Raw genomic sequence first — 26,518 nt, forward strand, 5'->3', positions numbered from 1 at the left:
GACGATGTCGCGAGGGCAGGCGATCTCACCAGAGCGAAAGGGACAACGATGTCCAGGACAGTGTCATCCACGATCGTGATCGGGTTCGACGGATCGGCGGAGTCGAGCCACGCCGCCGAATGGGCCGCCGGAGAAGCGACGCGTCGACATGCCCGGCTGCACGTGCTGACGGCGTTCCGACCGTACCCGGCCGGCCTGCCCGGGGTGCCGGAGGCCGGCGAGTACACCGTGCAGTGGCCGGCCATCGGCAGGTCCATGGTCGACGGGATCGTCCACCGGCTCCGGGACCGGCACCCCGACCTGACGATCACGGGCGAGTTCCAGTTGGGCGACCCGCGGCCGGCACTGGTGCAGGCCAGCCGCTCGGCGGTGATGACCGTCGTGGGCAATCGTGGGTCGGGTCGCCTGCCCGAGGTGCTGACCGGGTCGGTCGCACTGCATCTGGCCGCACGCGGGGCGTCACCGGTCGCCGTGGTCCCGAACACCGACATCCCCACGACCGGAGCGGTTCTGGTCGGGGTGGATCCGCTCGGCAGCAGCCAGCCGGCCCTGGACGTCGCGTTCGACGAGGCCGCCCGACGCGGGGCGGATCTGGTCGCCGTGCTGGCCGGTGACCGGGTGGTCGCGCACCAGGGCTTCGCCCGGCGGCCTGTCCGCCCCCTTCCGGTGGAGCTCGAGGAGGATGCGGCGGTGCTGTCGGAGCAGCTCAGCGGGTGGTCGGAGAAGTATCCCGAGGTCACCGTTCGACCGATGGTGATGGACGGCCGCCCGGCCCGGTGCCTGACCGACTTTGCCGAATTGACCGGGACCGAACGCCCGCAACTGACCGTGGTCGGCAGCCGGGGCCACGGCTCGCTGGCCGGGCTGGTGCTGGGGTCGACCAGCCACGAGCTGATCGCCGGCGCCACCGGCCCGGTGCTGGTGGTGCCGGTCCGGGACGACCGGGACTGAGCCGACGCCAATTCGGCGCCGGACAAACCGTCCCGGAGCCGGCAGATCGAGCCGGCCCGATCGAGCCGGCACGGCCGCCGGCCGGCACCCGCGAGACCGGATCAGAACGCGTCGGGATGCAGTTGCTCGGCCACGAACCGGACCGCTTCGGGGGTCGTCAGCGAGCCCGGCAGCGCCGCGGTGGCGCTGTAGGCGATCAGCTTGTCGTTCTGCACGGCCGGTGTCGTGGGGAACGCCGCCCGCAACGCCGCCTTGGCCTTCTCGGCCGCCTCGGCGCTGCCCGCGGAGAAGACGAACGCCTCGGGTGCCTGCGCCGCCAGCACTTCCGAGGAGAGCGAGGCGAACATCATTCCGCCGAAACGAGGGTCGTCGTCGGCGAAGATGTTCTGGCCGCCGGCCGCCTTGACCAGGTCGACATTGCTCGAGCCGGCCAGACTCTGGATGTCGCTGCCCCAGACGAAGACCTCGGCGACCCGGACCGGGGCCGCCCCGCCGACCGCGGCGGCGACCTGGTCGAGCCGGCCGCGGTAGTCGGCCGCCAGTTCCTGCGCCCGGTCGGTGACGCCGAACACCGCCCCCAGGGTCTCGAGGTCGGTCAGGGTGTCCTGCACGGAACGGAGGTCCGTCGGTCCTTGCAGCCACCCGCCGCGACGTAGGGCACCGCCCCGGCCGCCACGAGATCCTGTTCGGTGGCGAAACCCTCGTCCGCCTGGAACTCGTACGTCGTCGGCGCCAGCACCAGATCGGCGGCCTGCGCGATGGTGACCTCCTTGGCCGGCACGGAGTCGGCGGCGATCACGGCGATCCCGGCCTCGGCCGCGGACGCGGCGGTCTGGCCCGGCAGCCCGTCGGGCGGGGAGACCTGCGCCTGACCGACCACCCGGTCCGTGAGCCCGAGGGCCGTGAGCATGTCGGTCTGCGGTTGGGCCAAGCTCAGGATGCGCTGGGGCACAGCGCCGATAGTCAGCTGCTCGCCGCAGTTCGGCACCGTCATCGGGAAGGTCGCGGCGCTCGCGTCAGCGGCGGGGCTTGCCGGGGCGCCGGCGACCCCGGACGGTACTGCCGCCGGCGCCGTCGACGACACAGCGGGCCCGGTCGGGGATCCGCAACCGGCCACCACGATCAGGCCGGCGCAGACGGTGAGGATGGCGATCCGGCGGGCCGGCCGGATCGTGGTGGGGTGGGTCGTCATGGGCTTCTCTTTCTGGCGATGGCGGGAGAGTCCGGGTCGGTCAGGGGTCGGTCGAGGGTCGATCGGATGGAGCCAGGTGGCGCACGGCGTCTCAGCGGAGCGGCACCTGCTGCGGGAGCGGGCTGAAGGCCAGCAGCGGCCGCCCGGTGGCGGGATGGCACAGCCGGTGGCAGCCGAGTTTGAACACCGCGCCGACCAGCTCGGGAGTCAACACGTCGGCGGGATCGCCGGCGGCCAGCAGCTTCCCGTCGGCCAGAACGGCGATCTGGTCGCAATAGGCGTGGGCGAGGTTCAGGTCGTGCAGGGCCACGAGGGTGGTCACGCCCATGCTGCGCACCAGTTCGAGCAGCTCAAGCTGATGGCAGACGTCGAGGTGGTTGGTCGGCTCGTCCAGCACCAGCACCGGGGTGTCCTGCGTCAGGGCCCGGGCCAGCAGGACGCGCTGGCGTTCCCCGCCCGACAGGGTCTGGACCGAGCGGTGCGCCAGCTGGGCGACGTCGGCCCGGGCGAGCGCCTGCTCGACCACGGCCCGGTCGAGGTCGCTGTCGGCGGCCAGCGCCCGCTGGTGCGGTAGCCGGCCCATCCGCACGACATCCCTGACGCAGAGCTCGATGTCCAGCGGTTCGTCCTGGGGCAGCACGGCGACGCGGCGGGCGCTGTCCCGCGGCGAGAGCTGCCACAGGTCGTCGTCTCCCACCCGGCACACGCCCGCGGACGGTCGCAGCGACCGGTAGACCGCGCGCAGCAGCGTGGACTTTCCGCTGCCGTTCGGACCGACCAGCCCGCACACGGCACCCGGCCGGACCGTGAGATCCACCCCGTCCAGCAGCACCAGCGTGTCGACCCGCACCTGCAGTCCGCTGATGGCGACCGACATCGGAGAGTGCGTCACCGTCCCACCCCGGCCCGGCGGGCGGGCGACTCGCGCCGCATCAGCCAGAGGAAGAACGGGGCGCCGACGGCGGCGGTGACGATGCCGATCGGCAGCTCGATCGGTGCGGCGATCGTGCGCGCGCAGGTGTCGGCCAGCACGAGAAAGGCCGCGCCGAGCAGCAGCGCCACCGGCAGCATCCGGCGGTGGTCGGCGCCGACGAGCATGCGGGCGACGTGCGGGACGAGCAGTCCGACGAAGCCGATGCCACCGCTCACCGCCACCACCGCACCGGTCAGCACCGAGGTGCTGATCAGAAATTCGGTCCGGATCCGGCTGGTGTTGAGCCCCAGCGCGGTGGCGGTCTCCTGGCCGGCCAGCAGGGCGGTAAGCGGACGGGCCCGGGCCCAGGCATGCAGGGCACCGGCGAACAGGATGATCGCGATGACCGGGATGTCCGCCCAGGTCGCTGCGGTCAGGCTGCCCATCAGGAAGTACAGGACGCCAAAAACCTCGTCGGCGTCGCTGGTGAGCACCAGGTAGTTGGTGGCAGCCCCCCAGAGGAACGACAGTGCCACCCCCGACAGCACGAGCCGGACCGGTGTCAGTCGCCCGTCCTGCCGGGCGAGCAGGAAGACCGCGATCGTTGCCACGGCCGCGCCGGCCGCGGCGCCGGCGGACCTCGACGTCACCGCGCCGGCCCCGGCCGCGAGCAGGACCGTGGCGACCGCGCCCAGGCCGGCGCCCGAGGAGACCCCGAGCACCCAGGGGTCGGCCAGCGGATTGCGCACGAGCGCCTGCAGAATCGCCCCGACGAGCGCGAGCGCCGCCCCCACCAGCGCGGCCAGCAGGACGCGCGGAGCGCGATAGTCCCAGACGATGAGCGACTCGACGGCGCTCCAGGCCCCTTGACCGGTCAGACCCATCCGGTGGGCCAGCACCCCGACAGTCACGTCGGGGCCGATCGACACCGCCCCCAGACCGAGGCTGAGCACCATGACGACCAGCAGGGCCAGCATCAGCACCGACGTGACGCCGCGTGAGTCGCGCACCGACGGCCGAACGCGCACGGACACGACGACCTCACTCTCCACACTCGGTCGAGGGACCTGCTCCCTGCCCGAGCTGATGATAACCGTTCTCATATAACGTTGAGTCATGACCCCTCCCGAGCCGCTGCCGCCGCGCGCACCCGGCGAGCCGCCGGTCCCGCTGGCGGCGCGGATGGCCCACAGCTGGACGGTCACCTGGCCGCTGATCATCGGCAGCCTGTCGGCCACCGCGCTCGCCCTCGTGGACACCGCACTGCTCGGCCGGTACGGCACCGACGCCCTGGCGTCCATCGCGGTGGCGCTACCGCTGTTCGTGCTGGGTTCGGCCCTGGTGATCCCGTGGGGCACCGCGATCCAGGTACTGGTGGCGCGCTGGTCGGGCGCCGGCGATCGTGCGTCGATTGCCCGGCTGCTGGACCTGGGCCTGCTGATCTGCCTGGCCGCCGGCACCCTGCCGGCCCTGGCGATCGCGGTGACCGCACCGGTGCTGGTGGACCTCGTTGCGGGCGGTGCGGCACCTCCCGAGTCGGCGACGGCGCTGCGAATCCTGGCCGCCTGCCTCCCGTTCACCGCCATCACCGCCCACTACCGCGGCGTATTCGGCGGTCTGACCCAGACATCGGTCACGATGCGGGTCGCGGTCATCGTCAACCTGGCCAACATCCCGCTGGATGTCCTGTTCGTCTTCGGCCTCGATCTGGGCGCGGTCGGGTCGGCGATCGGCACGGTGCTGGCGACGATGCTCGGTGCGGCGTACGTCGCCTGGCTTGCCCGCCGCCGGCTGGCCCCGGACTACTCCTATCCTCGGCGCGCGCATCTGCGCTCGCCCGGCCCGATGGCCGGCCAGGTCTGGCAGATCGGCTGGCCCGACGTCACCTTCGCCGTGCTGGTGTACGGCGCGGACGCGCTGCTGGCCGCCGTCGTCGCCACCATCGGCACGACGGAATTGGCCGGCTACCGCCTGATGGTCACCACGGTGTCGCTGCTGTGGGTCGTCGTCTTCGCCTGCAGCAGCGGCATCGCGATCCTGGCCGGCCAGCGACTGGGGGCCGGCGACCTCGCCGGCGTGCGCGGCGTCGCCCAGGCCGGAGCGCTGCTGATGACCCTGCTCGGCCTGCTCGTGGTCGCCGCGCCACTGGCCGTTCCCGGGCTGTACTTCCCGCTCTTCAGCGACGATCCCGCAGTGGTGGCCGACGCCCAGGGGGCCGTCTGGGTGCTGCTCGTGCTGGTGCCGGCCATGGTGGTCTCGATGACGCTCGCCGGGGTGTTGCGCGCCGGTGGCGACACCAAGGGGATCCTGTACGCCGGGGCGCTGAGCCAGCTGCTGCTCGCCGTGCCGGTGGCCTGGTTCGCGGCGACCCGACTGGAGTGGGGTCTCTCGGGCGTGTACGCGGGTTTCGCCACCGGCGTGGCGGCGCGGGCGGTCTGCACCGTGGTCCGCTTCCGTCAGGGTCGTTGGCGGACCGCCCTGGCACCCGCTCGGACCTAGCGTTCCTTGGTGCCGTTGGGTTACGGCGACGTCAGGCGCGGCCCGACCGCCTGCTCAGCCGCCGCCCGCCGCAACGCCGCCGCCACCGCCCGGACGGCGGGAGTCCGGGCGGCGCGGGTGAGCAGGAAGACCTCCCGCCCGACGGGTCCGTCCGCGATCGACCGGACGGCGACGTCGGCGGTCGACTGGGCCAGCCCGAGTTCGGGCAGCAGCGCCGCCGCGCCGGCCGCCCTGACCAGCTCGAGCTGGGTGAAGAAATCGTCGGAGCTGTACCGCAGGTCCGGCTCGAAACCGCCCAGTTCACGGCAGGTACGGATGTGCATCTCCCGGTGCCCGGTGCCCGGTTGCGACGCCGACCACGACAGCCCGGCCAGTCCGGCCAGCCGCACCGGCCCGGCCGTCGCCGCCGGGTGGCCGGCTGGCAGCACCAGCCGGATCTCTTCGCGCAGCAACGGTTCCCGGAACAGATCGGCGTGCACGGCGCGGGGCTGCCCGGTGTACTCGTCGCCGACCACCGCGTCCAACTGCTGCAGGCGCAGCGCCGGGGCGGCCTCCTCCACCTCGATCTCGGTGGCGGTCACCCGGATGTCGGGATGGGTGGCGGTCAGCGACCGGACCGCCGGCACGACGATCCCCAGGAACGCCGACTGGAACGCGGCGACCCGCACGACCCCGGCCGGCCGGCCGGCCGCCACCTCCGCGAGTTCGGCCTCGGCGGCCTCCACCCCGAGCAGCAGCAATTCGGCGTGCCGGACCAGGACGGCGCCCGCGTCCGTCAGCCGGACGTTGCGCCCTGCCCGCTCGAGCAGACTCGCGCCGGCCTCCCGCTCCAGGACGGTCAGCTGCTGGGAGATGGCGCTCGGGGTGTAGCCGAGCGACCGGGCCGCCGCGTGCACGGTTCCGCGGCTGGCCACCTCGCGCAGCAGGCGGAGCCGGTGCAGATCGAGCATCTGTTCACTCTAGCTACACGATGCTATGCAACAACTCGCGATAGACGTGAACGATTGCTCGTTCAATGATCGTCCGGTGGGAACCGTTCTGTGTTTGATGTCCGCCGCCGGCTACGGAGTGATGGCCGTGTTCGGCAAGCTCGCGTTCGAGCAGGGCGTGTCGGTCGACGCGCTGCTGCTGGTCCGCTTCGGGCTGGCCGGCGCCGTCCTGCTCACTCTGGCCCTGGCCCGGGGAGCGTTCCGGCACGTGCGTGCCCGGTCGGTGCTGATCGGCCTGGTCATGGGCGCGGCCGGGTTCGCCCTGCAGGCCGGCCTCTACTTCTCTGCGCTGACCCGCCTGGACGCGTCCCTGGTCGCGCTGATCCTGTACGTGTATCCGGTCCTGGTGATGGCCGGCGCGATCGCGCTGCGCCGGGAGCGCGCCTCGGTGCGCCGGTGCAGCGCCCTGCTCACCGCGCTGGCCGGCATCGGGCTGGTGCTGGCCGGGGCCGCGTCCGGCGGCTTCGACCTGCTGGGCGCACTGCTGGCGCTGGGCGCAGCACTGACGTACTCGGTGTACATCCTCGTCGGCGACGGACTGACCGCGGACGTGCCGCCACTGGCGCTGTCCGCGCTGGTCTGCGGCGGCGCGTTCGGCACCTTCCTGGTGACCGGAACCCTCCGCGGCACCAACGATCTCGACTTCGCACCGGCTGGTTGGCTGTGGTTGGTGGCCATCGCGCTGGTCAGCACCGTCGGCGCCGTGCTGTGCTTCTTCGCCGGCCTCGTCCGGGTCGGGCCGTCCAAGGCGGCGATCCTGTCCATCCTCGAGCCGGTGGTCACCGTCGGCTCGGCGGCCCTCGTCTTCGGCGAGAGCCTTTCCGCCCCGCAGGCGCTCGGTGCGCTGCTGGTGCTCGGCGCCGTAGTGATCGTGCAGTGGAACCGGCGGCCCGGACGGCGCCGGGCCGCCTCGGCCGCCCCGCGAGCGACGGCGTCCGCCCCGCAGCCGGCCACCGCCGCGGTCGGATAGTCGCTACCGCCGCCGCAGCGGGCCGAGCGCCGATGCGGACACGGCCAGCACCGACACCGCGACCAGCGCGCCGATCGGGGCGAGCACCACCCAGGGGGCCCGTTCCACGTAGGGCATGCCCTCGGCGAGGACCAGGCCCCAGTTCGGGGTCGGCGGCTGGGAGCCCAGCCCGAGGAAGCCGAGGGCGGCCAGGGCCAGGGCGATGCCCGGCAGCCGGAGCAGGCCGTGCCGGGCGACCGGCCCGATCACGGCCGGCAGCACCGAGGTGAACAGGATCCGGGGCCGGCCGACGCCGAGCACCGGCAGGATCCGGACGTACGGCTGGGCCCGGGCCTCGGCGGCCAGGGCCGCGGTGTGCGCGGCGAGCGGGGCCCAGCTGACCATGGTGACGGCCACCGCCGCGCCGAACGGGCCCGCGCCCAGCACCGCCGCGATCAGCAGGCCGGTGATGATCGGCGGTGCCGCGTTGGCGATCTCGATCGGCCCCGCCGCCAGCCGCGGCACCAGCCCGAGCAGCAGCCCGATCACCGTGCAGACGATCGTGACGACCAGGGCCAGGCCCACCGTCGTGACGGCCCCGTGCGCGACCCGGGCCAGCAGATCGCGGCCGCTGGCGTCGGCCCCGAACGGCAGGCCGGCGCCCGGTGCCGCCAGCCGCGGCCGGAACGAGGTGAGCGGGTCGCGCCCGACTCCGGCCAGGACCATCACCACCAGGCCGACCAGGATCACGGCCGGCACGATCATCCGGCGCCGACCGGACGCCGGCGCCGCCGGCGGTACCGGCAGTTCCCCCGTGCGCAGCGCCCGGCCCAGCAGCAGCCGCCGGCCGATCTCGGCCAGGACGCCGAAGCCGATGCCCAGGAGCAGTAACAGCAGCACGGCCGTCTGCAGGGCCGGGATGTCCTGAGAGTTGGCCGCGCCCAACGCCGCCCGGCCCAGGCCGGGGATGGCGAAGACCACCTCGACGGCGACCGCGCCGCCGGTGATGGCCACCATGACCAGACCGATCTGCGGCAGCAGTCCCGGCATGGCCCGGCGCAGCACGGCACCGGCGATCGCCGGGCGACCGAAGCCGGCGACGGCCCAGGTGATCACCCACCGCTCGGCAAAGCTCGTGGTGACCGCGTCCGCGGCCAGCCGCCCGATCAGACCCCCGGCGGGCAGGCCGAGAGCCAGCGCGGGCAGCACCGCGGACGCCGGACCGGACCATCCGTAGGGTGGGAACCAGCCGAGCCAGACCGCGCCGACCAGCAGCAGCACGGAGGCCAGCAGGAACTCCGGCAGCGCGGTCAACGTCGCGGCGACGACGCCGGAGGTCCGGCCGGGCCGGCCCCGGAGGCCGGCGACCAGCGCCGGGATCACGATCGCCGACGCGACCAGCAGCGCCACCCCGACGGCGAACACCATGAGCGTCAGCGAGACCGACAGCGCGGTCAGCATGCCCGGCAGCACCGGCCGGCCGTTCACCCACGACGTGCCGAAGTCGCCGCGGACCACCCCGGACGCCCAGCGGCTCACCAGGTCCACCGGCCCGACGTCCAGCCCCAGGTCGGCCCGGATGGCGGCCAGCGCCTCCTCGGTGGCCTCCTGCTCGGCCGACCGGGCCCGCAGGACCGTCTGCGCCGGGTCCCGCCCGGAGAACCAGGGCAGCAGGCCGACCACCGCCACCACGCCGAGCAGGGTGACGATCCGGGACGCGGGGGCGATGAGGGTGCCCGCCCATCCGGCCCGGGCAGGCCGGCCGCCGCCGCCAACGGGGTCACCGACGGGGTCACCGGCCGGGCGGGCACCGTCGGACGGGCCGGCCGGGCCGCCGGCCGAACCCGGATGCGGCGCCGGGACCGCGTCCGGACCCGGATGCGGCGGTGCGGTGACCTCCGTCCGCCCGTCGAGATGCCCGCCGGTCATGTCAGCCGACCTGGGTGTCGGCGGTGATCAGCGTGCGCTCCCGCGGGTCCCGCGCCGCGCCGGTCACGTCGGCCTGCTCACCCTGGATGACCCGCTCGTGCAGCATCGGCACGGCCGCGTCGGCCTCCAGGATCAGCTTCTCGACCTGCAGGATCGCCGCCCGGCGCTCCGGGCCGGCCGGGGTGGCCGCCGCGGCCGACAGGGCCGCATCGACCTCCGGGTTACAGAACTGGGCGATATTGAACGACCCCTCGCAGGAGAAGTCCGAGTACAGGTAGGCCACCGGGTCACCGGAGTCCAGGACGGTCGCGCGGGACAGGATGAACGCGTCGAACGCGCCGGCCAGAGCGTCGGTCTCGATGTAGCTGTACTCGCGGATGACCTGCTCGACCTCGAAACCGGCGGCCTCCAGCTGCTGTTCCAGCTGCACGGCGACCTCGGGCAGCTCGGCCCGGTCGGTGAAGGTACCCAGGGTGATCTTCGGCTTGCGGGCGGGGATGTCGGTCGCGGCGGCGGTCACCGTCCGCTGCGGGCGGTCGGCCGACCACGGCAGCGCCGGGCCCAGCAGACCCTTGGCCACGTCCGCCCGGCCCTCGTAGACCTGGTCGACGACGACCTGCGGGTTGATCGCCTCACGGGCGGCCGCCCGCACGGCCGGGTCGGCGAAGACGCCGGTCCGGTTGTTCAGATACAGGGTGTTGGTCCGGGGCATCGGGACCTCGTGGATCAGGCTGGGGTCGATGACCGCCGCCTGGGCGACCGGGATGGCCTCGACCACGTCGGCGGTGTCGGTGCGCAGCGCGGCGGCCCGGGCGGTGCCGTCGGGCACGAAGCTCACGTCGATCCCGGCCGCGGTGGCCTTCTCGCCCCAGTAGCCGTCGAACCGGTCGAGGGTGGCGGTGCTGGTGCCGTTCACCGCGACGAGCTCGAACGGTCCGGTGCCGTGGCCGATCGGGTCGACCGGGCCGCCGGTGTAGGCGGCGGGCGCCAGGATGGACAGCTGCGGGCTCGACAACCGCTGCGGCACCAACGGATCGGCCTTGCCGGTGACCACGGTGACGGTGTTCGGGGTATCCGAGGTGATGGTCAGCTCGACGCCGTCGAGGATGCGAGGCTTGGGTGAGGCCGTGGTCGCCGCGGTCAACGCCGTCACCACCGCGGCGGCGTCGAACGGCGTGCCGTCGTGGAACGTCACGCCCTCGCGCAGGGTGAACGTCCACGTCGTTTCGTTCACCTGCGTCCAGGCGGTGGCCAGCCCCGGCTGGGCGTCTCCGTTCGCGTCGAGCACGACCAGGGTCTCCGCCGTCGACCAGCGGGACAGCTTGAACGCGTCGTCGCTCAGCGGGGAGAGGGCGGATCGGGGAGGCAGCAGGTGGGCCACCCGGATCCGGGCGCCCGGCTCCCCGGTCGACCCGGCCCCGGAGGAGGCGCCGCCGGAGGTGGTGGTGCCGCCGGACGAACCCGACGGGGCGGCGAAACAGCCGGTGAGCAAGAGGGAACCGGTGACGGCGAGCACGCCGAAGCCGGCGCGGGAGCCGGTCCGCCGGCGGCCGGTCGGGTGGGTGGTGCGGTGGATCATGGGTGTCCGTTTCTCGTGGGGGTGGGGAGGGGGTCGGGGGGCTGGTCATCGGCGGTCCGGGGCCTCGCCCGGTGGAAAAGCACGGCGAGCACGACGGCGCTGATGGCCGGGAACAGCGCCATCAGCCACCAGGCGGTGCCGGCCCCCGGCTCCGCCCGGCGGGCCCCGTCCAGGAACGGGCCGATCGCCAGCGAGCCGAGCAGCACGGCGATCCCGCCGGCGGTGGCCAGAGCGCCGTAGTAGGCGCCGGACGGGCGGGGGCCGGCGAACCGGCCGACCTGGTCCATGGCCACCGGCACCACCGTCATCTGGCCGAGGGTCAGAGCACGACCCACGCCGTCGCCGGCAGCAGCGGCCAGCCGGCCGGCCCGGTCGGCCCGTCCGGCCCGGTCGGGGACGCGAGGGCGACGACCACGAACCCGGTTGCCATCAGCAGGAAGCCGGCCGGCAGGGACACCGAGACGGGGAGCCGGCGGGTGAGCGCGGCGACCGGCAGCTGGGCGACGATGATCAGCAGCGCGGCCACCAGGAACAGCCCGGCCAGGGCCTCGTCACCGGCCCCGACCCGATCGAGCTCGACCGGCAGGCCGACGTACAGCTGGTTGTAGCTGAGCAGGTAACTGCTGTAGGCGAGGCAGAACACGACGAATCGCCGGTCGCGCAGAGCCGCCCGCCACGACGGCGGAGCCGGCCGGAGGCTCCCGTGCTTCGCGGCGGGCGGGGCAGGCTGCGGGCGGGACTGCCGTGGAGCTCCCGCGGGGAGCACGACCCACAGCACCACCCCGACGACGGCGAACAGGCACGCTCCGGCCAGGGCGACGGTGGGGAAACCGTGCCCCAGCAGCAGTGCGCCGAGCACCGGTCCGAGCACCGCCCCGACCTCGCCGCAGACCGCGAGCAGCGCGAAGAGCCTTTCCCGGGAGGGTCCCCCGGGACGCTCATCCCGCTCCGCCCGCTCGGCTCGCTCGGACCGCTCGGACCGCTCGGACCGCTCGGACCGCTCGGCCCGGTCGAGTCGGTCGGGTCGCTCAGCCCGGTCGGGTCGGTCGGGTCGCTCAGCCCGGTCGGGCCGGTCGGGTCGGTCGGGTCGCTCAGCCCGGTCGGGCCGGTCGGGCCGGTCGGGTCGGTCGGGTCGGTCGGGTCGCTCAGCCCGGTCGAGCCGGTCGAGCCGGTCGGGCCGCTCGGGCCGGTCGATCCCCAGGCCGGCGAGCAACGATTCCAGCGCGGGTGAGAACAGGGCACCGCCCATCCCGGTCAGGGCGGCCGCGGCGATCATCCAGGGCACCGAGCCGGCCGCGGCGAGGGCCACGTACCCCAGCGTGCGGACGGCCGTACCGGCCACCATGACCGGGCGGGCGCCGTACCGATCGGCCAGCGCCCCACCGACCACGAACATGCCCTGCTGGCTGAAGGTCCGAACGGCGAGGGTGAGCGCGATGGCGGCGCCGGTCGCCGCGAGGTCGTCGTGCAGGCGAACGGCGATGAACGGGACCACCGCGTAGAAGCCGATGTTGAAGGCGAATTGGGTCGCCAACAGCGTGCGGACGACGGCCGTCGCCCGCGCCGGGGGGGCATCGATCATGCCGTCAGGAGCCGCGGGATGCTGTCGAGCAGGCGCCGGGTGGCCGGGTGCGCCGGCCGGGTCAGCAGGTCGGCGGTGGCCGCGTCCTCGACGATCCGGCCGCCGTCCATGACGACGCCGCGGTCGCACAGTCGGGACACCACGGACAGGTCGTGGGTGACGATCACCAGTCCGGTGCCGACCGTCCGGCAGACCTCGTCGAGCACGGCCAGGACCTGTTGCCGCAGCGGCAGGTCCAGCCCGCTGACCGGCTCGTCCGCCAGGATCATCCGTGCTCCGGGGGCCAGCGCGCGGGCGATCGCCACGCGTTGGCACTGCCCGCCGCTGAGCTGGTACGGGCGGCGGTCCAGGAATCCCGCCTCCAGCCCGACCGCGATCAGCACCTCGGCCGCCCGCGCCCGGTGGTCGCCGTCGACCCGCAGGCGGCGCAGCGGCTCGGCCACCAGATCGGCCACCCGGCGGCGCGGATCCAGGGACCCGGCCGGATCCTGTGGCACGTACTGGACCTGCCGGCGGTACCAGCGCAACTCCCGCACGCCGCCGGGCCGGATGGGCCTTGCGGCATAGGTGATCTCGCCGGCATCGACCGGCTCCAACGCCAGCAGCAGGCGCAGCAACGTCGACTTGCCCGAGCCCGACGCCCCGACGATGCCGACCCGCTCCCCCTCGGCAACGGTCAGGTCGACCCCGGCCAGGGCGTGCACCACCTCCGGTCCCCGGTGCCGGCGGTACATCCGGCGCACCCCCCGGGCCTGCAGCGATCCCGCCGGACCGGTGCCGCCGGCCGTCATGACGCCCGACCGGACGTGACGGCTGCGGTGGCGACCGAGATGGCGTCGGCCGGGGCGCCCGACGGGGCCGCCGACGGGGCCGCGGAGATGGCGGCCAGCAGATCCCGCTCGATGTCGCGGGCCGCGCCGATCAGCTGCCGGGTCGCCGGCTGCGTCGGCTCGCCCAGGATCCGGGCCACCGGTCCCTGCTCGACGATGACACCGGCGCTCATCACGGCGATCTCGTCGCACAGCGCCGCCGCGACGGCGATGTCGTGCGTGATGAACAGCAGCCCGGGACCGGCGTCCCCACCGGTCCGGCGGCGGAGCAGGTCCAGCACGGCCGCCTGGGTCACGACGTCAAGGGCGGTCGTCGGCTCGTCGGCGACCAGCAGCGGAACCTCGCAGGCCACGGCCAGCGCCAGGCAGACCCGTTGCCGTTGGCCGCCGGACAGCGCGCCGGGATGGGCGCTCAGGATGCGGTCCGGATCGTCCACACCGACCCCGATCAGCAGGTCGGACAGCTCCGCCGTGGCCTCGGCCCGGGACCGGCCGCGCCGCATCAGTGGTCGGCGCAGCTGCCGTCCCACGGTCACCATCGGGTTCAGCGCGGTCGCCGAGTCCTGCACCACCAGCCCGACCCGGGCCGCGACGGGACGCCGGGCCGCCGGCCGGTGCCGCACCTCCACCCCGGCCACCCGCACCGACCCTTGCGCCGTCGCCCCGGGCGGGAGGCAGCCGGCCACCGCGGCGGCGGTCAGGCTCTTGCCGGACCCGGACGCGCCCAGCAGGGCCAGCCGGCCGCCCGCCGGGATCCGGAGATCCAGGCCGGACACCGGGGTGACGGACGACAGCCGGATCGTCAGGCCGGCGATCTCCAGGGCCGGCGGCGCGGACTCGCGGACCGTCAATAGGTCTGTGCCGGAACTGATTCCGGCACAGACCGGGGGTGATCCCGGATCGCGGGGACCCGGGCCACCCATGAACCCGACCGCGTCGTGGGCGGGCGTGGCCATCACCGGGTCGGCGGCCGGGCTGGTCATCGGGTCGATAGCCGTGACGGCTACCGAGGTCTCCCCCCGGATCCCCACCGGGTCGGTCACGACGGAGAACGGCGCCCCGGTCCGGGGGGCACGGTCGAATCGCGGGGGCACGCGAGAACTATACCTAACCGAAGTCATTATCATTACTGATTGGGTGATCCGCCCCCGTTCGGTTGGGGCCGCCGGACGCGAGTCAGCCCAGCTCCGGCCAGACTCAGCCCGGATGAGCCCGGATGAGCCCGGATCAGCCCGGATCAGGTCAGGCCGGCCCGGCCCGGGTCAGCGGTCGGTGCGCCGGGTCACCGCCATCCCGACGGCGCCGACAGCCGCGGCCAGCAGCAGCACTCCGGTCAGCACCTGGCCCAGGTCGGCGCCCGCGTCGAGGTCGGCCGCGGCGGCGGGGGCGGTCGCGGTGGCCGCGGTGGCGATCAGGGTGGGCGCCGGATGGTCGGCCGACGGGTCAGGATCCGTCCAACCGGTCTGCCGGTCGCCGCACTGCTGCACGGAGGGGAAGGTGACGGTCGACCCCGGAGTGGCGGTGATGCGGGCGGTCACGGTGACCGCCGCCTTCTGCCCGGTCGGCACCGCCGGCCCGCTGAACGCAACCGTCGACGGGTCGACGGTGGCCGACCAGCCCACCAGATCGCTGGCGCCGCTGGTGAACTCGACGCCAGGCCCGGCGGACACGGTGACCCCGGTGGTGGCATCGTCGGGACTGCAGCTGTGATCCCAGACCAGGCTGACCGTCGTCGTGCCGTCGCCGTTGGGGGCGGCGGAGTCGACCGCCACATGCGCGGCGGCGGCCGGGGCGAGCCCGAGGAGCGCCGCAACCGTCACGCCACCGGCCACCGTCAGGCGAGAGAGCAGGCGTTTCATGGGATGTCCACCTCGATGCGCGCGCTCGGCTGCTCGAACTCGGAGGTCCGCACGGAGATGGTGACCACCCACTGCCCGGAGAGCGGCAGATCGAGGACCGCCTGAAAGGCGCCCTGTCCGGTGACCGAGACAGGCCGGGTCAGCGGGCCGACCCCCGCGGCCGGCATGGTCACCGAGACCTCCGGGTCCGACACCGGCTGCACAGGTTGGCCGTTCGCGTCGACGACGCTGAACTCCAGTGAATTGATGCCCGCGGTCGCCGGCGTCAGGCGGGCGGACACCGTCCCCGCGCCCAACGGAACGGTCTGCTCCTGCGGGGCGGCGACGGGCGCCGCGGCCGCTCCGCCATTGTCGCCGGTGGCCGGCAAGGTCGGGCTGGCGTTGACCAGCCAGCCGGTGACGGCGAGCACGGCCACCAACAGGCCTGCCTCCACCGACACCGAGCGGCGCAGCCGCACCCACCCGGCTTCGGCGGTCGGCGCGGTGTCGATGGCCGGCAGGACGACAAAGCGGTTGTACCCGGCGACCGCCAGGGCCGCCACGACCAGGCCCAGTTTCACCAGCAGGGCCTGCCCGTAGCCGGTATCGACCAGCGCCGACCAGGAACCGAGGATCCGCCAGGCCAGCAGGACACCGGCGACCCCGAGGACCGCCACCAACGCCGCGGCCAGGGTGGAGAACCGGGACAGCGCCACCGCGGCCACCTCCACCCGGCTCCGCGGCAGGGTCCGGGTGGCCGACGCGGGCCGGACCCCCCGGCCGCCGGACGGGGCCGGCCGGCCGTGCCCGGCCCGGCCGGCCGAGCGCACGACCAGGCCCAGTCCGACGAGCCCGCCCAGCCAGAACGCGGCGACGGTCAGGTGCAGCAGATCGGCGGTCAGCACGAGGAGCACCGGGCCGTAGCCGCGGGTGTGGCCGACCAGGGCGAACGACCCGACCGCGAGCCCGCACCCGGCCAGCGCGGCGCCGGCGCTCGCGGCGGTCCGGTCGTTCACCGCCCACGCGGCCTCCCAGGCCAGCAACAGGCCGGCGCCGGCAATCACCAGGGCCAGGCCGGCGTCCCGGCCGAGCTGCGCCGTCCAGGTCGCCAGGTCGGCCAGCCCGGCGATGGACTCGTACTGTTGCCGCAGGTGGGTGAGCGGCAGTAAGCCCAGTCCGGCGAGCATTCCGGCGCCGGCGCACCAGGCGGACAGCCGGCGGATCGCGCGGCGCAGCGCGGTGTCCCCGCCGCCGCGCAGCACCAGCACGTCGAACGCGATCAGACCGGCGGCGGCCAGCACCCCGAGGTAGGTCAGGGCCTGCACCACGGCGATCGCCACACCGACGACCGGGTCCGTCGACGTCGTCGGTACCGCGACCGCGGTGCTGCTGCGCTCGCCGACCGCGAAGGTGAACCCGCCGGTGATCGGATGCGAGTCGGCCGAGATGACCCGCCAGGACACGATCACCGTGCCGGTCCCGAGCTCCCCGGGGGTGGTCACCACCGTGTTGTCGACCGCGCGGGTGCTGCTCGGCAGCTCGGCACCGGACGCATCGAGCAGGCGAACGCCACCCTCGTCCACGCTCACCGGTTCGTTGAACGTCAGGGTGATCGTGGTGGGGGCGGACGGCAGCAGGGCGCCGTCGACGGGGTCGGTACCGATCAGCGACGCGTGCGCCCAGGCCGGGGCGGACCCGGCCAGCAGGAAGGCCAGCGCGGCCGCGGCCACGAGGACGGTCCGGACGGACCATCCCCGCGACCGCGACCCGGAGCGCTGGGTCACGCGCGCCGCGACCGCGCCAGCGCCAGCCCGCCGACGATGAGCCCGAGCACGCCGGCGACCAGCCCGGCGATGGCGACCCAGCTCGGGGCACTCGACTCCGAACTCGATGCGGTCGCCGCGACCTCGGCGCTGCTGGTCGGTGCCGCGGTGGCGCCGCCGGCCGCCGCGGCGGTGGTGGTGGCCGCCGCATGGTCATCGTCGCCGCCCGCAGCGGCCGCAGTCACCTCGAAGGCCGGGGCCGGATGATCGGGTTCGTCCTGGCCCGCCACTGTCGGCTCGATCCAGGCGGTCTCGCCGACCTCACAGGTCTGGATCGTCGGGAAGCTCAACGTCTGCCCGACCGCGTCCGGGACCTGCAACGACAGCACCATCGCGTCCCGGTACCCGTCCGGGAGGGGGGTCTTGGCGGTGTAGACGACCTGGTCAACCCGCTGGGTGATCTGGTTGCCGTGGCTATCGGTGATGGCCGGGTCCAGCGGCACCATCACCTTCTGCACGTCCCAGTTCGGGTTCACGGTCGGGGTGACCGCATTGATCTGCTCGGGGATCTTGATGGCGACCTTGGTGGTCGACGACCCGGCGCAGCCATGCGGGACGCCGAAGGTGAGCAGGGCGTACGACCCGGCCGCGGTGGTGTCGGGAATGACGGTGACATGCGCGCTGGCGGCCAGTGCGCCACCCAGCGTGAGGGCGGCGACACCGGCGGCGATGACCGCGGCCCGGGCGCCGGACCGACGAACGGAAATGCTCATGACAGGACTCCTGATCGGCAAAGGGGAATGGTGCGTCCGCAGCCGCCGGGGCGGCGAGCGGTGGCGGGACGTCGCGACGATGGACGGATCCCTGGACAGGTCAGCACCCCGCCCGGCGGTCCGCGGCGCGGCGCGTCGGACGCCGCTCTCGCCGCGACCATCGATACCGGCGCCGGCAGGATCGGAATGGGCCGGTGGGCGATCGCCGGCGCCGGTGCCCGTCTGCGCCACGCCCGGCCGACTCGCCGGCGACCGAGCACCGGGTCGATCGCGATGACCAGCCCGGCGGCCCCGAGGCCGGCCGCGAGGTGCGCAACCGTCATGGGCAAGGTCCCCGGGTGGCCGGCGTGCCCGGCCGTCGCGGCCAGCGCCTGGAAAGCGGGGTGCAGGGCCAGCTGGGCCACCCCGATCACGGCGAACAGGACCGCCGGGCGCACCGCGCGGCGCAGCACCGGCCAGGCCGAGGCCGAGGTGATCAGGGTCAGCACGACCAGGCCCGGAGCAGCCGGCATCGCACCACCGGCGCCGGCGTGCGCGAGCGCCGTGACCGAGGTCGTCAGCACGCCGAACACCAGGCTGCGTGCGACGCTCACCCCGGTCGCCACGGGTTGCCGGATCGACATCGCGCTACTGTCCGCCCGCTGCCCGGTCCGGCGTCCCGCCCGGGGCCGACCCGGGGTCCGAACCCGGCCGGCGCCGGCGCAGCAGCACGATGGCGACCAGCAGTGCGGCCACGACCACCGCGGCCCCGCCGACCCACAGCCAGCCGGACGAGTCCTGGTCGGCCGGAACAGCCGGGGCGGCGCCGGTGCCGGCGGCCGCCGGAGCGCCCGTCGAGGTGGCCGTGCCGGTGGCCGAGGCGGCCGGACCGTCACCGACCGAGAACGGGACGAGACCGGAGACCGGATGACCGTCGGCGGACACCACCCGGTAGCCGATCTTCCAGGCCACCGAGCCGGCGCCGGCCACCGTGGGCAACGGGGTGCCCGTCAGGTCGGCCGACACAGTCGCCCCGTCGACGACCGGCGTGACCTCCACCGGGTCGGCATCGCCGACGGTGATCGCGATCTTGGGTTGGAAGTCGCGGATCTCCTCGTTGAAGACCAGGTCGATCCGGGTCGGTGGCGTCGCCAGCACGCTGTCCGCCGCGGGCGAACTGGAGATCAGCGAGCTGTGCGCCCAGGCGGCCGGCGCCGCCACCACCGACAGCACGGTGAGGACGGGCACCAGGAGTGCGAGCATCCCCCACCGCCGGCGGAACCCGACCGTTTCGAGCGTCACGTGAACATTCCTTCCCCGACGAACCCACCGGCCGAGAACCCGGGCGGCACGGCGAACACGGCCGAACCGATGGGCGTGGTCCACTGGTTGAGCAGGTCACCGGCGGCCAGGCGGCGCTGCATCGGCACGAACTGGGCCGCGATATCGGCCTGGTAGGCGCAGAACAGCAGTCCGACATCGCTGCCGCCGTCGGCGCCCGGTGAGTCGTCGTAGTTGTACGGGCGCCGCAGGATCTGCAGGGCCGGGCCGTCGCCGCGCGCCACCCGCAGGTGCGCGAAATCCGCGATGGCCGGCAGGCCGGTGGCGTCCAGCGCGGTCAGGTCGGGCTCATCGTGCTCGGCGGTGCCGGTCAGCGGGGCGCCGGTGGACAGCCGGCGGCCGACGGTCGCCTCCATCGCCGACGGATCGAGCTCGTCCCAGGTGTCCAGCTCCATCCGGATCCGGCGCAGCACCAGAAAGGTGCCCCCGGCGAACCACCCGTCGCCGGCGTGCCAGACCACGCGGTCAAAGTCTGCGTCCACGGTCGGGTTGACGGTGCCGTCGACCTGCCCCATCAGGTTGCGCGGGGTGGAGCCCGCCGCGTGCAAGGGCAGGAACCCCCGCTGCGTCCATCGCGCCGTGGCGAAGGCCCGGGTGTCCTTGAACAGCATGCGCTGCGCGTGGGCGACCACCAGCGCGTCGTCCGCGCAGATCTGCAGCAGCAGGTCGGCGGCGCCGTAGGCGGGGTCGAGCCGGTCGATCTCGGGGAAGGCGGGCAGCTCGGTCAAGCCCGCCGGGCGGGCGACGGCCGGCCCGACCTTGTCGAACAGGGTGGGACCGAACCCGACCGTGATGGTCAACCGGGCCGGGGCGGCCGCCAGTTCCGGCGCGGTGTCGGCCAGCGCGGCGGTCCCGGCGGTCATCCGGGCGACGTCGTCGCTGAGCAGGCGCAGCAGCCGGCGCAGCGCCCCGGCGTCGACCTCGGGTCGCAGGTCGAAGGCGCAGAACGCGGCGAACGCCTGGGCCGGGGTCTGCACCCCGGCCTGGTGCGGACCGGCGAACGGGACGGTGGCCGTGGCTGCCGCGGCGGTGGCGTCGGCACCGGCAATCCCGGCATCGGCACTTCCGGCACCGGCACTCCCGGCACCGGCATTCCCGGCACCGGCCGACGCCGGGGCGGCGTCGTCCGTGGTGCGGGCAACCGCGATCCCCCCGCCCACCGCCACGGCGGCCGCGCCCGAGAGCGCGGCCACCGCGGAGGTAGCCAACAACCGGCGCCGACTGTAGACCGGGGGTGACCCCGCCGGTCTACCGTCGCCCGCCCGGTCGATGGGTGTCTCAGCCATGGCCGGAGGTCGTCATCCCCATGTCGGACCCCATGGCGCCGCTGGTGCCCATCTCCATCCCCCCGGACGGCGAGTACGACTCCTGGGCCCCGGAGAACTCCTTGGCGACGGCAGTGAACGGCACGGTGCTCCCGTCGTCCAGGGTGAGCACCACGTTCACCTCCTCGCCCGGTTTGATCGGCGCGGTCAGGTCCATCACCATCACGTGCAAGCCACCTGGCTCCAGGGTGGCGGTGCCGTCGGCCGGGATCGTGATGCCCCCGGCGATCGGCCGCATGACCATCGCGCCGTTGTCCATCGCCATCTCGTGCAGCTCGGTGTGGTCGCTGGCGCTGTTGGTCGCCGAGACGATGGTCCGCTGCTGATCGGTGTGGTTGGTCAGGGCACCGAAGGCGGCGGTCATCGTCGGATCCGAGGTGCCATCGGTGGCGCGGATCCAGGTGTCGGTGATGGTCACCTCGCCGGCCGCGGCACCGGTGGATGAGGCAGTGGACGCGGTGGTCGTCGCGGGACCGGAGGACGGGCCGGCGGTGGAGGTCGTGCCGGAACCACAGCCGGCCAGCAGCAGGCCGCCGGCGCAGGCGGCGGCCAGCAGCCAAGAGGCGCGGGGCAGGCGCCGAAGGTGGGTCATCGGATTCTCATTTCAGGTGGTCGGATGGGGAGGCCGGACGCCGGAGGGTTCGGTCGGGCGGCCAGGAGCCAGGACGGGCGGGGCTGATTGCGCCGGCCGGTCGACTGGCCGGCGCTTGGACTGGAGACCGGTCGGCGGCATGCGCGTGACGTGGCCCGGAGCGCGCGCAACCCGTGAGCTCATCGGTCCCGGACGGTTGACCGGTCCCGTGGCCACCCAGTCAGGGCAGCCCCGTCAGGGCAGCCTCGTTCGGGCGATCCGGACGGGTCGCACACTCAGTACCGATGGCGGCGATGCACCCGTAGCGGGGCGCTTCGGACCCCGGGCGGGCCGCGATCGCCGACCCGGGCACCGGCGGACAGGCACGCCACCCAGGCGGGTGCCACGGGCACGCCCATCCGGGGTCAGCGCTGTCGGGGCCACGGGCAGTCGGGGGCTTGGGCAGCGGGGCCGGCCCAACGCCCGGACGCTGATCCCGAGGGGATCAGCGGGCCGGTCGGTCACGCCTCGCACACCGCCGGCGGACCGCGACGCGGTGCGGCATGCAGCAGGTCGGCGGCCACGGCCACCCAGGCCGGGCGAGTTCGCGGCCGGGGCGGGACGGCCGCCCCGTCGACGATCGGCGAGGAGAGCACCGGACGCTGCAGGCGGCCCAGGAAGGCCGACCGGAGCAGCTGATCGACCAGCACGACCAGGCACGCGGCCAGCAGCCCGGCCGCCAGGTGGGCCAGCAGCATGGCGGACGACCAGGTACCGGCGCCCGGCATGACGTGGCCGGCGTGCGCGCCGGAATCGGCGAGCAGGCCGAAGGCCGGATGCAGCGCCCCCTGGGCGGCGGTCAGCATCGGCACCAGGGCGGCCGGTGAACGCCACCGCAACAGGATCGGCAGCGAGACCACCGCGGACAGCACGGTCAGCAGGGCCAGCGCACCGACGGCGGGCGGCATACCGCCCGCGGCGACGTGCGCGGCGACGCTGAATCCAATGGTGATGACCGCCATCGGGACCGCCCGAGCTGCCTGCCAGGGCAGGCCTCGTCCGCTCGATCCGGTCACCCTCCCAGGCTATCCGGCCCGACCGACGGAGCCGACCATGGGCCCGGGCCGATCGACCACCAGGTCCGAGGCGTCCGACGGGGGTCGAGAACCGCCGACTCGCCTCATCCGCAGGTTCTGAATCGCTTCAGAACCTGCGGATGAGGCGAGTCGGCGCACGGGGGCCGGCGCACGGGGGGCCGGCGCACGGGGCCGGCCGGATCCAGCAGGCCCCCCAGTCAACGCAGGCCCCGCAGACGACGAAGGAACCGCAGACGACGAAAGGCCCGGCTTCACCGTGGTGAAGCCGGGCCTCGCGTCGTCACGTCACCGACGCGACGGGCGCGTCAGCGGTAGTCGCGACCCAGATCGAAGTCGTCCAGCGGCACCGACGCCCCGGTGGCGGCACCGAAGGTGTCGGAACCGTAGTAGGTGTCGTCGAACGACGGCAGCGTGTAGGCGGCCGCGCGGGCCTCCTCGGTCGGCTGCACCTGGATGTCCCGGTACCGGGCGATGCCGGTGCCGGCCGGGATCAGCTTGCCGATGATCACGTTCTCCTTCAGGCCCACGAGCTTGTCCGACTTGGCGTTGATCGCCGCATCGGTGAGCACCCGGGTGGTCTCCTGGAAGGATGCCGCCGACAGCCACGACTCGGTGGCCAGCGACGCCTTGGTGATGCCCATCAGCGCCGGACGACCGGCCGCAGGCTCGCCACCCTCGGCCAGCACGCGACGGTTGGACGCCTCGAACTCCTTGCGCTCGATCACCGCACCCGGCAGGAACTCGGTCGAGCCGGAGTCGATGATCGTGACCCGCCGCAGCATCTGCCGGATGATCACCTCGATGTGCTTGTCGTGGATGCCGACGCCCTGCGAGCGGTACACGTTCTGCACCTCACGCACCAGGTGCAGCTGCACCTCGCGCTGACCCATGACCCGCAGCACCTCGTGCGGATCCGGGTTGCCCTCGAGCAGCTGCTGGCCGACCGACACGTGGTCGCCGTCCACCAGCAGGCGCTCGGAGCCGTCGACGGTCAACGTCGCGAGCCGCTGCGTCTTGGGCAGCTTCTCGTAGACGATCTCCTCCGACCCGTCGTCCGGGGTGACGATGATCTTGAAGAACTTGTCCGCGTCCTCGATCCGGATCCGGCCGGCGGCGTCGGCGATCGGCGCCTTGCCCTTGGGGATCCGGGCCTCGAACAGCTCCTGCACACGCGGCAGACCCTGGGTGATGTCGGAGGAACCCGACGCCGCCCCGGTGTGGAAGGTCCGCATGGTCAGCTGGGTGCCGGGCTCGCCGATGGACTGCGCGGCGACGATGCCGACCGCCTCACCTACATCGACGAGATTGCCGGTGGCCAGCGAGCGCCCGTAGCAGACCGCGCAGGTGCCGATGGCCGCCTCGCAGGTCAGCACGGACCGCACCCGGGCGGTCGTGATGCCCGCCGCGACCGCGTCCCGTACGTGGTGCTCACGCACGTCGGTGCCGGCCGGCACGACGACCGTGCCGTCGTCGGCGACCAGGTCGACCGCCAGCACCCGGCTCTGCACCGAGGTCTCGATGAACTCGTTGATGTGCAGCGAGCCGTCCGCGTACCGGTCGGCCATCGGCAGCAGCACGCCGCGCTCGGTGCCGCAGTCGGTCTCCCGGACGATGACGTCCTGCGACACGTCGACCAGACGACGGGTCAGGTAACCCGACTCCGCCGTGCGCAGCGCGGTGTCGGCCAGACCCTTCCGGGCCGAGTGGGTGTTGATGAAGTACTCCAGCACCGACAGACCCTCGCGGAACGAGGACCGGATCGGCCGCGGGATCTGCTGACCCTTGGAGTTGGCCACCACACCCTTCATGCCGGCCAGCGACCGGACCTGGATCCAGTTGCCCGCCGCACCCGCGTTGACCAGGGTGGACACCGGGTTGTCGGCCGGGTAGGCCGGCGGCAGCGCCTCCTCGATCTCCCGAGTCGCCGCCTCCCAGATCTTCACCAGGTCGTCGTTGCGCTCCTCGTGCGACAGGTTGCCGCGCTGGTAGGCCTTCTCGACCCGCTCCGCCTCGATCTCGTGCCGGAGCAGGATCTCCTCCTTCTCCGGCGGGATGATGACGTCGCCGATGGCCACCGTCATGCCCGAGCGGGTTGCCCAGTGGAAGCCCGCCTCCTTGAGCCGGTCCAGCACCTGCGCCACCACGGACATCGGGTAGTGCTCGGCCAGATCGTTGACGATGACGGCCTGCCGCTTCTTGGGCAGCTCCTCGTTCACGAACGGGTACCCGTCGGGCAGCAGCTCGTTGAACAGCACCCGGCCTAGCGTGGTCTCGGCCAGCCACGGGGTGCCCGGCTCGTGGTCCTCCGGCAGGGTGTCGAACTTGCCCGGCACGACCGAACCCGGCAGCCGCACCTTGATCGGCGCGCGCAGGTCGATCAGTCCGGCGTCCAGCGCCATGATCCCCTCGGCGGCCGAGGAGAAGGCCGACCCGGCCCCCTTGGCCTCCGGCTTGTACCCGCACAGGTAGTACAGGCCGGTCACCAGGTCCAGCGAGGGCATGGCCAGCGGCCGGCCCGAACCCGGGGACAGGATGTTGTTCGACGAGAGCATGAGGACCCGCGCCTCGGCCTGCGCCTCGGACGACAGGGGCACGTGCACGGCCATCTGGTCGCCGTCGAAGTCGGCGTTGAACGCGGCACAGACCAGCGGGTGCAGCTGGATGGCCTTGCCTTCTACCAGCTGCGGTTCGAAGGCCTGGATGCCCAGCCGGTGCAGGGTGGGTGCCCGGTTCAGCAGCACCGGGTGCGCGGAGATGACCTCTTCGAGGACGTCCCACACCTGCGACCGCTGCCGCTCCACCATCCGCTTGGCGGACTTGATGTTCTGCGCGTGGTTCAGGTCGACCAGCCGCTTCATCACGAACGGCTTGAACAGCTCCAGCGCCATCAGCTTGGGCAGGCCGCACTGGTGCAGCTTGAGCTGCGGGCCGACCACGATGACGCTGCGGCCCGAGTAGTCGACGCGCTTGCCGAGCAGGTTCTGGCGGAACCGGCCCTGCTTGCCCTTGAGCAGATCGGACAGCGACTTGAGCGGACGGTTGCCCGGACCGGTCACCGGCCGGCCGCGGCGGCCGTTGTCGAACAGCGCGTCGACGGCCTCCTGCAGCATCCGCTTCTCGTTGTTGACGATGATCTCGGGGGCGCCGAGGTCGATCAGTCGCTTGAGCCGGTTGTTCCGGTTGATCACGCGGCGGTACAGGTCGTTGAGGTCGGACGTGGCGAACCGGCCGCCGTCCAGCTGCACCATCGGGCGCAGCTCCGGCGGGATCACCGGCACGCAGTCCAGCACCATGCCCAGCGGCGAGTTGCGGGTCTGCTGGAACGCGGCGACGACCTTGAGGCGCTTGATCGCCCGGATCTTGCGCTGGCCCTTGCCGTTCTTGATGGTGTCGCGCAGCAGCTCGGACTCGGCGTCGATGTCGAAGTCGGAGATGATCTGCTTGAGCGCCTCGGCGCCCATGCCGCCGTGGAAGTAGTCGCCGAAGCGGTCCTCCAGCTCGCGGTACAGCAGCTCGTCGACGATCAGCTGACGCACCGAGAGCTTGCGGAACAGGTCGAGCACCTCGTCGAGGCGGTCGATCTGCCGCTGCGCGCGGTCGCGGATCTGCCGCTGCTCCCGCTCGCCGCCCTCGCGCACCTTGCGGCGCACGTCGGACTTGGCTCCCTCGGCCTCCAGCTCGGCCAGGTCGGCCTCGAGCTTCTTGGCCCGGGCGTCGATCGAGGCGTCCCGCTCGTTCTCCAGGTTCTTGCGCTCGACCCCCATCTCGGCCTCGATGGTCGGCAGGTCATTGTGCCGAGCCGTCTCATCGACGGCGGTGATCAGGTACGCCGCGAAGTAGATGATCTTCTCGAGATCCTTCGGGGCCAGGTCCAGCAGGTAGCCAAGGCGCGACGGGACGCCCTTGAAGTACCAGATGTGGGTGACCGGCGCGGCCAGCTCGATGTGGCCCATCCGCTCCCGGCGCACCTTGGCCCGGGTGACCTCGACGCCACAGCGCTCGCAGATGATGCCCTTGAAGCGGACACGCTTGTACTTGCCGCAGGCGCACTCCCAGTCGCGGGTCGGCCCGAAGATCTTCTCGCAGAAGAGCCCGTCCTTCTCCGGCTTGAGGGTGCGGTAGTTGATGGTTTCCGGCTTCTTGACCTCGCCGTGGGACCACGCGCGGATGTCGTCGGCGGTGGCGAGACCGATACGCAACTCATCGAAGAAGTTGACGTCGAGCACTGGTGACACGTCCCTGTCTGTCGGTATTTCGGGTGATCACACTGCTCGCTGGCCTGGCTCGACCAGCTGTGCATCGCGATCGGGGGTGGAGGGCCGGACCCGGGGCGGAGCGGGGCTCGCGGGAGGTGAGCCCTGCTCCGCCGCAGGCGGCTTTCCGGGTGGTGGTGGCCGGTTGCGATCCCGGTCACCACC

General features: G+C 73.3%; 23 protein-coding genes. 3 read left to right on the forward strand and 20 right to left on the reverse strand.

What is annotated here, in order from left to right; genetic code table 11:
* The first annotated feature begins 48 nt into the window (after positions 1-48).
* A complete protein-coding gene (locus ACILSK_RS20165; RefSeq protein ID WP_395728977.1) occupies positions 49-951 on the forward strand; it encodes a universal stress protein in 903 nt (300 codons plus the stop codon).
* A 101-nt stretch (positions 952-1,052) separates the two neighbouring features.
* On the opposite strand, the gene ACILSK_RS20170 is transcribed toward ACILSK_RS20165, so the two are convergent.
* The 4 genes from ACILSK_RS20170 to ACILSK_RS20185 all read right to left on the reverse strand — a co-directional run bounded on the left by ACILSK_RS20170 (position 1,053) and on the right by ACILSK_RS20185 (position 4,090).
* A complete protein-coding gene (locus tag ACILSK_RS20170) occupies positions 1,053-1,562 on the reverse strand; it encodes an ABC transporter substrate-binding protein (RefSeq protein WP_395728978.1) in 510 nt (169 codons plus the stop codon).
* Complete coding sequence (locus tag ACILSK_RS20175) at positions 1,547-2,143, reverse strand: hypothetical protein (protein WP_395728979.1); 597 nt, start codon at positions 2,141-2,143, stop codon at positions 1,547-1,549. The genes ACILSK_RS20170 and ACILSK_RS20175 overlap by 16 nt, the downstream gene beginning before the upstream one ends.
* Before the next feature lie 91 nt (positions 2,144-2,234).
* Positions 2,235-3,035 (reverse strand): ABC transporter ATP-binding protein, encoded by an 801-nt coding sequence (locus tag ACILSK_RS20180; RefSeq protein WP_395728980.1) that lies wholly within the window; start codon positions 3,033-3,035, stop codon positions 2,235-2,237.
* Positions 3,032-4,090 (reverse strand): FecCD family ABC transporter permease, encoded by a 1,059-nt coding sequence (locus tag ACILSK_RS20185; protein ID WP_395728981.1) that lies wholly within the window; start codon positions 4,088-4,090, stop codon positions 3,032-3,034. The genes ACILSK_RS20180 and ACILSK_RS20185 overlap by 4 nt, the downstream gene beginning before the upstream one ends.
* Before the next feature lie 82 nt (positions 4,091-4,172).
* Between ACILSK_RS20185 and ACILSK_RS20190 the strand changes: the two genes are divergently transcribed.
* Positions 4,173-5,555: an MATE family efflux transporter gene (locus tag ACILSK_RS20190; protein ID WP_395728982.1), complete on the forward strand. Its 1,383-nt coding sequence runs from the start codon at positions 4,173-4,175 to the stop codon at positions 5,553-5,555.
* A gap of 20 nt (positions 5,556-5,575) precedes the next feature.
* On the opposite strand, the gene ACILSK_RS20195 is transcribed toward ACILSK_RS20190, so the two are convergent.
* Complete coding sequence (locus tag ACILSK_RS20195; protein WP_395728983.1) at positions 5,576-6,505, reverse strand: LysR family transcriptional regulator; 930 nt, start codon at positions 6,503-6,505, stop codon at positions 5,576-5,578.
* Between the two features lie 76 nt (positions 6,506-6,581).
* Between ACILSK_RS20195 and ACILSK_RS20200 the strand changes: the two genes are divergently transcribed.
* Positions 6,582-7,514, forward strand: a complete 933-nt coding sequence (locus tag ACILSK_RS20200; RefSeq protein ID WP_395728984.1) for a DMT family transporter — start codon at positions 6,582-6,584, stop codon at positions 7,512-7,514.
* A gap of 3 nt (positions 7,515-7,517) precedes the next feature.
* On the opposite strand, the gene ACILSK_RS20205 is transcribed toward ACILSK_RS20200, so the two are convergent.
* The 15 genes from ACILSK_RS20205 to ACILSK_RS20275 form a co-directional block, all read right to left on the reverse strand.
* Entirely contained in the window at positions 7,518-9,422 is a 1,905-nt protein-coding gene (locus tag ACILSK_RS20205; protein ID WP_395728985.1) for an ABC transporter permease subunit, read from the reverse strand.
* 1 nt (position 9,423) lies between these two features.
* Positions 9,424-11,001 carry an ABC transporter substrate-binding protein gene (locus ACILSK_RS20210; protein ID WP_395728986.1) on the reverse strand — a complete coding sequence of 526 codons (1,578 nt, stop codon included), beginning with the start codon at positions 10,999-11,001 and terminating at the stop codon, positions 9,424-9,426.
* Positions 10,998-11,309 carry a hypothetical protein gene (locus ACILSK_RS20215; RefSeq protein WP_395728987.1) on the reverse strand — a complete coding sequence of 104 codons (312 nt, stop codon included), beginning with the start codon at positions 11,307-11,309 and terminating at the stop codon, positions 10,998-11,000. The genes ACILSK_RS20210 and ACILSK_RS20215 overlap by 4 nt, the downstream gene beginning before the upstream one ends.
* A gap of 11 nt (positions 11,310-11,320) precedes the next feature.
* Positions 11,321-12,583: an MFS transporter gene (locus tag ACILSK_RS20220; protein WP_395728988.1), complete on the reverse strand. Its 1,263-nt coding sequence runs from the start codon at positions 12,581-12,583 to the stop codon at positions 11,321-11,323.
* Positions 12,580-13,374 (reverse strand): ABC transporter ATP-binding protein, encoded by a 795-nt coding sequence (locus ACILSK_RS20225; protein ID WP_395728989.1) that lies wholly within the window; start codon positions 13,372-13,374, stop codon positions 12,580-12,582. The genes ACILSK_RS20220 and ACILSK_RS20225 overlap by 4 nt, the downstream gene beginning before the upstream one ends.
* Complete coding sequence (locus ACILSK_RS20230) at positions 13,371-14,507, reverse strand: ATP-binding cassette domain-containing protein (protein WP_395728990.1); 1,137 nt, start codon at positions 14,505-14,507, stop codon at positions 13,371-13,373. The genes ACILSK_RS20225 and ACILSK_RS20230 overlap by 4 nt, the downstream gene beginning before the upstream one ends.
* A 168-nt stretch (positions 14,508-14,675) precedes the next feature.
* A complete protein-coding gene (locus ACILSK_RS20235) occupies positions 14,676-15,272 on the reverse strand; it encodes a DUF1775 domain-containing protein (RefSeq protein WP_395728991.1) in 597 nt (198 codons plus the stop codon).
* Positions 15,269-17,035: a copper resistance CopC/CopD family protein gene (locus tag ACILSK_RS20240; protein ID WP_395728992.1), complete on the reverse strand. Its 1,767-nt coding sequence runs from the start codon at positions 17,033-17,035 to the stop codon at positions 15,269-15,271. Before ACILSK_RS20240 ends, ACILSK_RS20235 begins: the two co-directional genes overlap by 4 nt.
* Entirely contained in the window at positions 17,032-17,787 is a 756-nt protein-coding gene (locus tag ACILSK_RS20245) for a YcnI family protein (RefSeq protein ID WP_395728993.1), read from the reverse strand. Before ACILSK_RS20245 ends, ACILSK_RS20240 begins: the two co-directional genes overlap by 4 nt.
* On the reverse strand, positions 17,784-18,410 hold the full coding sequence (locus ACILSK_RS20250; RefSeq protein WP_395728994.1) for a hypothetical protein: 627 nt from the start codon (positions 18,408-18,410) through the stop codon (positions 17,784-17,786). Before ACILSK_RS20250 ends, ACILSK_RS20245 begins: the two co-directional genes overlap by 4 nt.
* Positions 18,411-18,414: 4 nt before the next feature.
* The gene (locus ACILSK_RS20255) at positions 18,415-19,068 is read right to left on the reverse strand and encodes a copper resistance protein CopC (protein ID WP_395728995.1); all 654 of its coding nucleotides are present in this window, start codon (positions 19,066-19,068) and stop codon (positions 18,415-18,417) included.
* Positions 19,065-20,393 (reverse strand): Dyp-type peroxidase, encoded by a 1,329-nt coding sequence (locus tag ACILSK_RS20260; protein WP_395728996.1) that lies wholly within the window; start codon positions 20,391-20,393, stop codon positions 19,065-19,067. The genes ACILSK_RS20255 and ACILSK_RS20260 overlap by 4 nt, the downstream gene beginning before the upstream one ends.
* Positions 20,386-21,024 carry a copper chaperone PCu(A)C gene (locus tag ACILSK_RS20265; protein ID WP_395728997.1) on the reverse strand — a complete coding sequence of 213 codons (639 nt, stop codon included), beginning with the start codon at positions 21,022-21,024 and terminating at the stop codon, positions 20,386-20,388. Before ACILSK_RS20265 ends, ACILSK_RS20260 begins: the two co-directional genes overlap by 8 nt.
* 500 nt (positions 21,025-21,524) lie before the next feature.
* Positions 21,525-22,079 (reverse strand): hypothetical protein, encoded by a 555-nt coding sequence (locus tag ACILSK_RS20270; RefSeq protein WP_395728998.1) that lies wholly within the window; start codon positions 22,077-22,079, stop codon positions 21,525-21,527.
* 326 nt (positions 22,080-22,405) lie between these two features.
* A complete protein-coding gene (locus ACILSK_RS20275) occupies positions 22,406-26,326 on the reverse strand; it encodes a DNA-directed RNA polymerase subunit beta' (RefSeq protein WP_395729044.1) in 3,921 nt (1,306 codons plus the stop codon).
* Positions 26,327-26,518: the final 192 nt, after the last annotated feature.

It is taken from the genome of Nakamurella sp., from assembly GCF_044224575.1.
Classification (GTDB): domain Bacteria; phylum Actinomycetota; class Actinomycetes; order Mycobacteriales; family Nakamurellaceae; genus Nakamurella.